We start from the raw sequence: 10,637 nt of genomic DNA, 5'->3' as shown, positions 1-10,637 counted from the left end.
GATCTTGATGAGGGAGGTGTGAGAGTGCCTTTTTTTATGAAAATCCCGAAATATGGCCCTCAATTGGTAAAACTATGGGCTGCACATATTGACATTTTACCGACCTTAGCCGATTTTTTAAACATATCTGTACCGGAAAATTTGGAGATCCACGGGAAAAGTTTGAAGCCTCTCATAGATGGGAATTATGATTGGGAAGACCGGTATTTTTTCACCCACCACGTGAATTTCAAATTCGATACTATTCCGGGGGCAGTACGCGATCAGGAATATTTGCTGACCATGAAAAACAAGCAAAAAGAGCTTTTCAACCTCATTGAAGACCCGTCCCAAAAACACAATATCATGGAAAATGAATTGACTAAGGCTGCTGAAATGGAAGGGCAATACCTTATTTGGTTGAAAAAAATGACAGAACGGGGAATAGAACCACCCTTGATTCAGGTGGGGCATCAAGCTGTGCCAATCGTGGAATTGCCCGCTCCGGATGGGAAGAGATTTGGCAGTGTAGCTTTTCAAGGTGAAATGGGTTGGGCCAATGATTGGTTTGTTGGATTTCAATCTCAGGAGGATTATGTGCAATGGGACTTAGAGGTGGTGGAGGGCATGACTTATGAGGTCTTTCTTCAAATGAGTAATGATTCTCCTTTTACCCTCCTGCTTTCCCTAAACAATGAGCTATTGGAAATTCCGTTTGATGAGGTCAATACTGCAGAACTTGTGCCGAATCAGGATAGGGTTCCCCGTGGTGAGGTCGAGGAATATATATGGCCGGAATTACCATTGGGCAAAATTAAATTTGAAAAAGGGGAATTGAATCTTAAATTAGGCATAGCAGAAAAAGATGATAACAGTCCGTCAATCAAAGGCTTAATATTTAAAAAGGTTTCCCTATAAATTATACACTAAATATCTATTCCATGCACAAACCAAGCTTCCATCTTTTTATTTGCAGCTTAATTGTCTTCGTTATTTTTTCTTGTGAACAAAAGAAAGAGGATGAACAAAAAAAGAGGCCCAATATCGTCTTTATCATGTCAGATGATCACGCCTATCAGGCGATTTCGGCTTATGATACACGCCTGATTCATACACCGAACATTGATCGGATTGCGGAAATGGGCATGCTTTTCACCAATGCTTCTGTGACCAATTCCATCTGCGCTCCCTCACGGGCGACCATACTCACGGGCAAGCATTCCCATCTCAACGGTAAAACGGATAACCATTTCCCCTTCGATACCACCAATGTCACCTTTCCACAACTTTTTCAAGATGCGGGATACCAGACAGCCATGTTTGGGAAGTTGCATTTTGGCAACAACCCAAAGGGTTTTGATCAATTTAAAATCCTTCCCGGTCAGGGGAATTATTATAACCCGGATTTCATCACCAAAAATGAAGGCAATATTAAAGTAGAAGGTTATGTGACGGATATTATTACAGATATGACCTTGGATTGGCTTGAAAATGAAAAGGTTGATGATAAGCCTTTTATGCTGATGTACCTGCATAAGGCGCCACACAGAGAATGGCTCCCTGCTGAGAGGCATTTAACCGAATTTGCCCAAAATGAATATCCTGAGCCGGTTACGCTTTTTGATGATTATTCCGGCAGGGGAACTGCTGCCAAGGAGGCAGAAATGAACCTGTTACATCATATGAATTGGGCCGGAGATTCCAAAGTATATCCGGAAGTAATGGATGAATTGGGAATACCGGATGCTTCTGGCTGGGATAAGGGCGCTTTCAAAAGAGAAGTTGGCAGGATGAATAGTGCACAGCGCGAAAATTGGGATAGGGTGTATATGCCTTTAAATGAAGAATTCAAGGCTGCATATCCAAATATGTCTGAGGAAGAAAAAATGAAATGGAGATACCAACGCTATATGCAGGACTATCTGGGGACCATTGCTTCGGTGGATGAAAATGTGGGTAGGGTTTTGGATTACTTGGAAGCCAATGGTCTTATGGAAAATACAATTATCGTTTACACCTCAGACCAAGGTTTCTATTTGGGCGAACATGGTTGGTTTGACAAAAGATTTGTGTACAATGAATCCTTCAAGACTCCGCTTTTGGTGGCTTGGCCGGAAAAAATCAAGGCTGGGAGCAGATCGGATGAAATGGTTCAAAACCTGGATTTTGCCCAGACATTTCTGGAAGCTGCAGGTATTGAAACTCCTGCAGACATGCAGGGAGAAAGTCTTATTCCGCTGCTGACAGGGGATACTGAAAAATGGGACAGAGAAGCTGTTTATTACCATTATTACGAATACCCATCTATTCACATGGTCAAGCGGCATTATGCCATTGTTACCAAGGAGTACAAGTTGATCCATTTTTACTTTGATGTGGATGAATGGGAATTGTATGACAGGATGAATGATCCTTATGAATTGAAGAATGTCTACGATGATCCAGAATATGCCGGAATTAGGGAAAAACTCCATGGAGAACTTGATGCTATGAGGGAAAAGTATGGAGACTCCTCAGAGATCAGTCAGCGTTTGCTGGAGGAGTATCTCCGTCAGTTTGAAAAAGTGGGTGCTCAAGGGTTCAAGGATTCGCAGCTTCAGGAGATTTTAAAGAAAGATACTTCCCTGAAATAATTGAAAAGTTATGCTCCAAAAAACTGTTTTTGCATGCATTACCCTAATTAGCCTAACCGCGACTATGACCATGGCCCAACAGGAACCTAATTATGACGAAAGTAAAGTACCGGCTTTGAGCATTCCGGATGTATTTATCAGCCAGGATGGAAAGCTTATCAAAGATGCAAATGACTGGGAAAAGGTCAGGAGAACAGAAATACTCCAGCTTTTCGCAGATGAGGTCTATGGAGAATTACCTCAGGATTTTGATAAAATTAGTTTTGAGGAACAAGTAGTTTCGGAACATCCATACAGTGATTTTTCCAACATGAAAACAGTGGAAATCCAAGTGGAAAGGTCGGGGAAGCAAAATACAGTGAAGCTTCACTTATTTTTTCCAAAGGGCTTTACAGGAGTACTTCCTGTGGTTTTGGTGATCAGCCATAGGAATGTCTCGGAATTGTTGAAAGATACTGCTGACAGGTTTTTTCCTATAGATGAAATCATAGGCAAAGGAATGGTGGCGGCTGTATTTGATGTGGAAGATGTCTCTCCAGACGATAAGGAAAGGTTCAGCCAAGGCATTTTGGGCAGGCTTTATCCTGAGCAGCTCCAAATGACCAATGGCATGAGAGGTTTGGGTGCATGGGCTTGGGGAGCCATGCGGGCAATGGATTATTTTGAGCAAAATCCTGAAATCGATGACAAAAGAGCCATGTTGGTGGGACATTCAAGGGGAGGCAAAGCTGCACTTTGGTGTGGTGCCAATGATACCCGTTGGGCAATTACCGTTGCCAACGAATCCGGCTGTGGTGGAGCTGCACTTTCGAAAAGAAAATTTGGAGAAACGGTGGAAAGAATCAATACCACTTTTCCATTTTGGTTTACCGATAACTTTAAAAAGTACAATGGAAGGGAGGAATCTTTGCCCTTAGACCAACACATGCTTCTTTCCTTGATTGCACCTAGAGGGCTATATGTGGCCTCTTCCAAGGATGACCAATGGGCTGACCCAAAGGGGGAGTATCTGTCCCTTCTTTTTGCTTCCCGGGTGTATGGAGAAATTTATCAGACGCTACAGGAATTGCCTGAAACCTTCAATTCCGAGGTGAATACTGTGCAACTGGAACACCTAGGATACCATCTTAGGGAAGGAGCACATGACCTCAGTGCTTATGATTGGGAGCGGTTTTTAGACTTTGCTGAAAAGAGATTTAAAAAGTAAATTCAAATCTTTAAATCTTCAGAAACTTGAATATACATCTAACTGAATGATTAGATTGATATTGGATACTATTAGACCTAGCTTGCCAAGTTGAAAGTATTGGTTAAAAACCTGTCAGGTTTTTTCTTCGATCCACATATGACAAAGTCAACTTAGTATCAATATCCAATAGTATCAACGAATATCTACGAGTATCCAATAGTATTATTATCCAATAATATCAACCAGTATCCATCAGTATCTTTTAAATCCCCCAATCTTCTATCATTCATGACATGCTGAACAACCAAAAATCCCTTTTCTCCTTACCCGAAGACATTCACTACCTGAACTGTGCCTATATGGGACCGCAGCTCAAAACAGTGGAGCAAGCAGGAATAGCTGCAATTCAAAAAAAGAATAACCCCATCCAAATCAAACCAGATCATTTTTTTGAAGAGGCAGAAGCTTTGAGGAAAGCTTTCGGACAATTGGTCAATGCCAATGCCAAGCAGGTGGCCATTATCCCTTCAGCATCCTACGGCATGATGGCAGCTGTCAACAACCTTCCCTTGAATAATGGGAATACGGCGATTGTGGTTGGGGAAGAGTTTCCCAGTGGTTACTTCAGCATAGCCCGTTGGTGCGAAGAAAATAGAAAAACACTGCAAGTCATCGAAAGACCTTCAGGAAGAGGGGCAGTAGGAGGCTCTTGGAATGAACAAATTCTTGAAAGTATCAATCAGAATACTGCTGTAGTGCTGATGTCCACGGTGCATTGGACGGACGGAACACGATTTCTGCTGGAAGAAATCGGGGAAAAATGTAAAGAACATGGCGCTTACTTTATTCTGGATGGTACCCAGTCAGTAGGGGCAATACCTATAGATGTGCATGCTATCAAGGCAGATGCCCTGATCTGTGCAGGGTATAAGTGGCTTTTGGGGCCTTATAGCATAGGTTTGGTCTACTATGCAGAGAAATTCAATGAGGGGAGACCTTTGGAAGAAAGCTGGATGAACAGATCAAATTCTACAGATTTTTCAGGATTAACCAATTATGCTCATGATTACTCAGCCGGTGCAGGCCGGTACAATATGGGAGAGTTCAGCAATTTTGTCCTGCTCCCTATGCTTCACACCGCTATTCAACAAATTCTGGATTGGGGGGAAGGAACTATTCAGGCGTATGTAAAAAACCTAGCCATACCTTTGAGGCCTTTTTTCGAGTCTAATGGGTACGGGATAGAAGAGGATAATTTTAGGTCTCCCCATCTCTTTGGAATTCATTTGCCAAAAGATCTTGACAAAACAACTTTACTGAAAAAATTGGAAGATAGAAAAATATATGTTTCAGTACGGGGAGAAGCAATCAGGCTATCTCTGCACCTTTACAATACTTCAGAAGACCTTGAAAGTTTAATGGATGTATTGGATCGACCATCCAAGTAAATTTCTGTAATGCCATACAATCTTTTTTTGTAGTTTCAATCCATACAATAAAAACCATTATCATGAAGCTAACCTTTAAGATGCTCTTCTCCCTGTTGGTGCTTTTCAGTTTTGGACTAAAAGCACAACAAGTAGATGAAGCTTACATTGACAAAATCAAAGAATTTACCACCGATGATCGTTTTTTACCCCAGTCCTTATTGGACATTGTTGATCATCCCACAGTTCCTTCACCACTCAAGCATTTTGGCCATATTATAGGCACGGAAGGTATAGTCCACCGTACTACCGAGATTTATGGCTATTACCAAAAACTTGCAGATTCTTCCCCTTTGGTACACATGCAGGAAATGGGTAGGACAGAAGAGGATAGGCCATTTTACCTGATTGTTATTGGCAATCAGGAGTCTATTGATAGACTTGATCACTACAAAGAGCAATTGGCCAAATTGGCTGATGCTCGAAAAACGAGCCAGGAACAAGCTGAGCAGATTATCATGGACAGCAAGCCTGTCTACTATGTGTCAGCTGGAATGCATGCCACTGAGATGGGAGCTCCGGAAATGTTGATGGAGATGGCCTACAGGCTAGTCACTTCAGAAGCGAACGACATCAAAGCTATCCGAGAAAATGTCATCACTGTCATCAATCCAATATCCGAGCCAGATGGTTGGGATAAGCAGGTGGACTGGTATTTCAGGTATACCAAAGGAAGAGAATTATTTGATGATGGATTCCCACGTTCTACGCCTTATTGGGCGAAGTATGTGTTCCACGACAATAACAGGGATGGACTCCAAGTCTCCCAGCAAATCACCAAATCCATATTCAAAGGGTTTTTTGAGTTTCACCCTACAGTGATGCTTGACCTGCATGAGTCAGTGCCTTTGCTGTATATTTCCACAGGAACAGGTCCTTACAATGATTTTGTAGATCCCATCACCCAATCTGAATGGCAGGTAATGGGAAATCATGATGTAGCAGAAGTATCCGCACAGGGAATGCCAGGCGCCTTTACCTGGGCTTTTTATGACGGCTGGTGGCCTGGATATGGTATCTGGGTAGCAAACAACCACAATTCCAATGGACGCTTCTATGAAACCTACGGCAATGCCGGGGCGGACACCTATTTGAGAGATTATTCTACCGCAAAATTTGCAGGGGATTTGGCATCTTCTAAGGAATGGTACCGACCTGATCCTGCCACACCTTTGGTCAATTGGTCTTTCAGAAATAATATCAATTATACCCAAGTAGGTGTTTTGGCCTCTTTATATTATGCCGCTACTAATGGGCAGTTGTTATTGAGGAATTTCTATAAAAAAGGTTTTAACAGTGTAGAAAAAGGAAGGAAAGAAGGCCCGAAGGCTTTCACCATCGCTAAAGACCAAAAAGATCCTGCTATGGTGGCTTACTTGGCCAATCAGTTGAAAGTTCAGGGTATAGAGGTGCATGAGAATGACAGTCATTATGTGGTGCTTTCTGAGCAACCTTACAGGAACCTCTTAGTTTCCCTTTTGACACCACAGTCTTATCCGAAGGATGCGAAATATCCTCCTTATGATGCCATTGCATGGACCTTACCTTATTTATATGGAGTAGATGTAGAGGCCAAGGAGGAAGTGGATTTTGATACTGCCTCCCTCAAAATGCTGACAGAAGATGCGGTTTATAAAGGAAAAGTTTCAGGTAGTGGAAGTACCTTTATTTTACCTTATCATGCCCAGAACACCGTTTTACCAGCCCTGTATTGGTTGAAAAAGGAGAATAGAAATGCAGAAATATCAATTCTCCAAAAGGAGACAGTTGTAGATAGCGAAACGCTAAGTGCAGGGACCCTTGTTTTCAGGAAAATCAATACCAATCAGGCTTCTAAAATAGCAGAGGAATTTGGGCTTGACATCAAGGGCAGTGCAGCTAACATCAGCGCGGATCAAATGAAAACTGTCAACCTACCAAGAGTTGCTGTGTATCATACTTGGTACAATACCCAAGATGAGGGGTGGACAAGATATACTTTTGAAGAAAGAGGAATTCCCTACACATCAATAGATAAAGATGACCTCAAGGCAGGTGGTCTGAAATCTAAGTATGATGTGATAATCCTTCCTAGGGTCAGAGGGAATGCTACAAACTTTGTAAATGGAGTAGACAGGAAATTCGGTCCTATGCCTTTCACCAAGACAGCGGAATTTCCATCTCATGGATTCCCTGCGTCTACCAATGACATGACAGGTGGACCGGGATTTTCGGGAATTGACAACCTGAGAAAATTTGCAGAAGAAGGAGGGGTCTTGATCAGTTTTGACAATACCTCTGCGATTTTGGCAGAACTGGGTATCGCCTCAGAATTATCTCCCGTAAATGCCTCAGGATTGTTTCATCCAGGTTCTATCATCCGGGCCAAAGCAAGAAAATCAGATTCTCCCGTTTTGTATGGTTATGGAGAAAGCTTTCCATTATTCAGAGGAAATGGACCTTTGTTGCAGACGAATAAGTACAACAGGGATTTGATGGTGGCGCAATATGGATTTGAGCCTTTGAAAGATGAGGTGGAGTATGAAGGACATATCATGGGTATGCCGGAAAGAGAAAAAGTAGAGAAGGAAGATAAAAAAGAGAAAAATCCTGACTATGTGATCGCCGGAATGGTCAGAAACGAGCAGGAAATAATCGGTCACGGTTCTGTGTTCAACCTTCCTTTGGGCAAAGGTTCAGTTGTGGCTTTCACTTTTGATCCCCTGCATAGGTATTTGAATCATTCGGATTCTCCAATGGTATGGAATACTTTGATCAATTGGGATAAATTGAGGTAAAATCTAAAAAAAGCACGTTATAATTGACGTGCTTTTTTTCTTTGATGTGGCTTGAATACTTTTAACAAATTTGAATTTTTTTTTATAAATCAATAGCATATTTTTTTGCTTAGGAATCCACCTATTCGATCAAAATAAACCCAAACTCGCGTAAAAGTTTCGCTGTTTTTAATTTTTTATTGATGTGTTTTGGGTAAATATGCTATTTCGTGTTCCCAAAATACACCACTGATATCGATAATTTTAACTTTGTAATTTCCTTTTGGTAGCTCCTTAAGTCTATCTTCATTTAATTTGATCGTTGCTTTGGCTCCCAAGGGAATGACTAAGCTGTGTTGGCCAGGTTTAACTTCAGCGATGTAGTAATTGTAAATACTTGCAGAATTTAGAGAAGCTAAATCTTCCGGTCCATAGGTTATGATAGAGTTTCCTTCTTCATCATTCAACTCTATACCAATTGCCCAAGAACCATATACATCGACACCTTCCGTTCTGAAAATTTCAAAAGATAGGACTCCGTTTTTAATGTCACCTTTGCTTATTTCAATTTTTGGTTGAATTGATTTATTATGAAGAACGCCCCAGAGCCCTCCATGAAATATTTGGTTAGTCATAAGAGTAGTTCCTAAGATGAGTAGTGAACCAAGAAGTACAAACTTTGGGAAAAGAGATTCTTTGATCGGAAGTGGACCTGAACCAATCCAAGGGAACCATTTCTTTTTGGAAATGGGGATTTCGTTTTTTAAAATGTAGTGGTCCAAAGAGTACTTTCCGCTGCCGGTCAAGAAAAGCATGAAACCTGTAGCAATCCCCAAAACTCCAATTTGCCATTCATCCAAGCAAGTAGTGCCTATCCATCCAGCTCCTAAAAGGATTCCCAAAGCCAGACCAAACACTCCAATACTCATAATTCGGGTAAAGAGTCCAAACATAATGAATAGACCTACAATACCTTCAATGATGGTAAAACCAACCATGCTAAACCACAAAATATCAGGATTTTCCAAAAGAAATTGAATAACTGGCTTTATGCCTAAGGCATTTGGTAGAAAGTTGTTGAATTTTTCGCCAATATATCCTGCTGTTTCGGGATCCAATTTATTTGCTAAAACAGTCCTTCGCCAAAAGGCTGAAAAGTAAGTCCAGCCAATTACTAACCGGATTGAAAGGGCTAGTAGTCCCGCATCATTTTTCAAACTTATATTTTTCATCTTTAATTTTTGTTTAATTCGAGGATTCTCAGCATGCTTCCTTATCAAGGGCATGCCGACTACTAAACACCATCTGTTATCGGTGTTTTTCCTCTTTAGGATTTTTGAATGATTTGAATTAATGAAACCCTGCTTATTAGATGGAATTTCGTTTTGAACGCAGTCAGACTATCCAATAGTACCATCGGGTGGGGTTACAATTAATCTTGGAAGTAAATTGCTAGCTGAGAATGTATTGAAAAAAACAGAATACACCCTTAATGGAACAAAATCAAAAATTGGTGTTCCAACCGCGTAATTGATTTTTTCATAAATTTCTCCAGCTATGATTTTTAAGAAAAACTAAAGGTGAATTTTGAAATTTTGAAACAAAATATAAAGCGGTACGGAGAAAAGTGATTGGCGTCTTTCTGGTAAAATTGAGTTTCCCCCTAAACCTGACCTATTAAAACTTTTTGTTGAAAAATTATCTTTTGCAAAAAAATCAAAGTGGATAAACTGATGTCTTTCATTTGAAGAGAAAGCTTCTGATGCATCAGTAACCTGACAGGATGATGAAGGCAAAGTTGCTTTATTCTTATTGATTACTGTGGTTTTGGTTAAACCAAATTCAGCTTCAACAAAATTTCTGATCTTGCAAGAAGTAAGCAGCAGCAAGAGTACAAGACCAATTAAGGGAAGTGTAGTTATTTTTGCCTTTATGGTAGTTATTTTTTTCAAATTATGTGTTTCAAATCTATTCCCTAACGAGGTGAAAAGCCTTGGGTTTTTAAAATTAGTAATTCCTTCTGTTTTTAAGGTTAGATCCCATGAAATCACCAAACTTTTTTGAGATCAGGTATTCACTTTTTATTTCCATGACTGAAAGCCTATCTTTACACAGTTATTGAAAAGTATGAAAGCAAAATATATTATTGTCTTCCTTCTGTTTTTGTTTGTATCTAGCAGTGCCTTTGCTCAGGAGAAAGAAGCCAGTCCGTTCAATTTCGTAAAGGTCGGAGAAGTAAGGGTATTTGGAAAGCCAGTAGACAAGCAAACCCGCTGTGTGCATTGGCATTCTCAGCTTGACGTTATTGCGATTAAATTCAAGTGCTGCGATAAATACTACCCCTGTTTTAGCTGCCATGAGGAAGAAGCTGATCACGAGCATCAAGTTTGGGCAAAGGAGGAGTTTGACCAAAAAGCAATTTTATGCGGTGTCTGTGGTGAAGAACTGAGTATTGAAGATTATATGGCATCAGACAATACCTGCCCACATTGTAAAGCCAGTTTTAATCCAGGATGCAGCAATCACTATCATTTGTATTTTGAAACTGATGAGGATATAATAGCGATCAAAGGTAGTCAAGATCCGGAGTGAA

The 10,637-nt window shown here is 40.7% G+C and carries 7 protein-coding genes; 6 read left to right on the top strand and 1 reads right to left on the bottom strand.

Features of this window, described 5'->3' with window-relative positions:
- The 5 genes from EA341_RS12370 to EA341_RS12350 form a co-directional block, all read left to right on the top strand.
- Positions 1–897 (top strand): sulfatase/phosphatase domain-containing protein (locus EA341_RS12370; RefSeq protein ID WP_367127445.1); only part of this gene is annotated, 897 nt, incomplete at its 5' end.
- Between the two features lie 23 nt (positions 898–920).
- The gene (locus tag EA341_RS12365) at positions 921–2,612 is read left to right on the top strand and encodes a sulfatase (protein WP_293014870.1); all 1,692 of its coding nucleotides are present in this window, start codon (positions 921–923) and stop codon (positions 2,610–2,612) included.
- A 10-nt stretch (positions 2,613–2,622) separates the two neighbouring features.
- Entirely contained in the window at positions 2,623–3,819 is a 1,197-nt protein-coding gene (locus tag EA341_RS12360) for an acetylxylan esterase (protein WP_293014867.1), read from the top strand.
- Between the two features lie 275 nt (positions 3,820–4,094).
- Positions 4,095–5,249 (top strand): aminotransferase class V-fold PLP-dependent enzyme, encoded by a 1,155-nt coding sequence (locus tag EA341_RS12355; RefSeq protein ID WP_293014865.1) that lies wholly within the window; start codon positions 4,095–4,097, stop codon positions 5,247–5,249.
- A 62-nt stretch (positions 5,250–5,311) separates the two neighbouring features.
- Entirely contained in the window at positions 5,312–8,065 is a 2,754-nt protein-coding gene (locus EA341_RS12350) for a M14 family zinc carboxypeptidase (protein ID WP_293014863.1), read from the top strand.
- A gap of 176 nt (positions 8,066–8,241) precedes the next feature.
- On the opposite strand, the gene EA341_RS12345 is transcribed toward EA341_RS12350, so the two are convergent.
- On the bottom strand, positions 8,242–9,276 hold the full coding sequence (locus EA341_RS12345) for a TQO small subunit DoxD (RefSeq protein WP_293014861.1): 1,035 nt from the start codon (positions 9,274–9,276) through the stop codon (positions 8,242–8,244).
- 895 nt (positions 9,277–10,171) lie between these two features.
- On the opposite strand from EA341_RS12345, the gene EA341_RS12340 reads away from it, so the two are divergent.
- Complete coding sequence (locus EA341_RS12340) at positions 10,172–10,636, top strand: CHY zinc finger protein (protein ID WP_293014859.1); 465 nt, start codon at positions 10,172–10,174, stop codon at positions 10,634–10,636.
- Position 10,637: the final 1 nt, after the last annotated feature.

The sequence above is a fragment of the Mongoliibacter sp. genome (assembly GCF_007692705.1).
Lineage (GTDB): Bacteria > Bacteroidota > Bacteroidia > Cytophagales > Cyclobacteriaceae > Mongoliibacter.
Note: the sequence above shows the minus strand (reverse complement) of the source record. Positions and strands in the feature narration are given on the sequence as shown.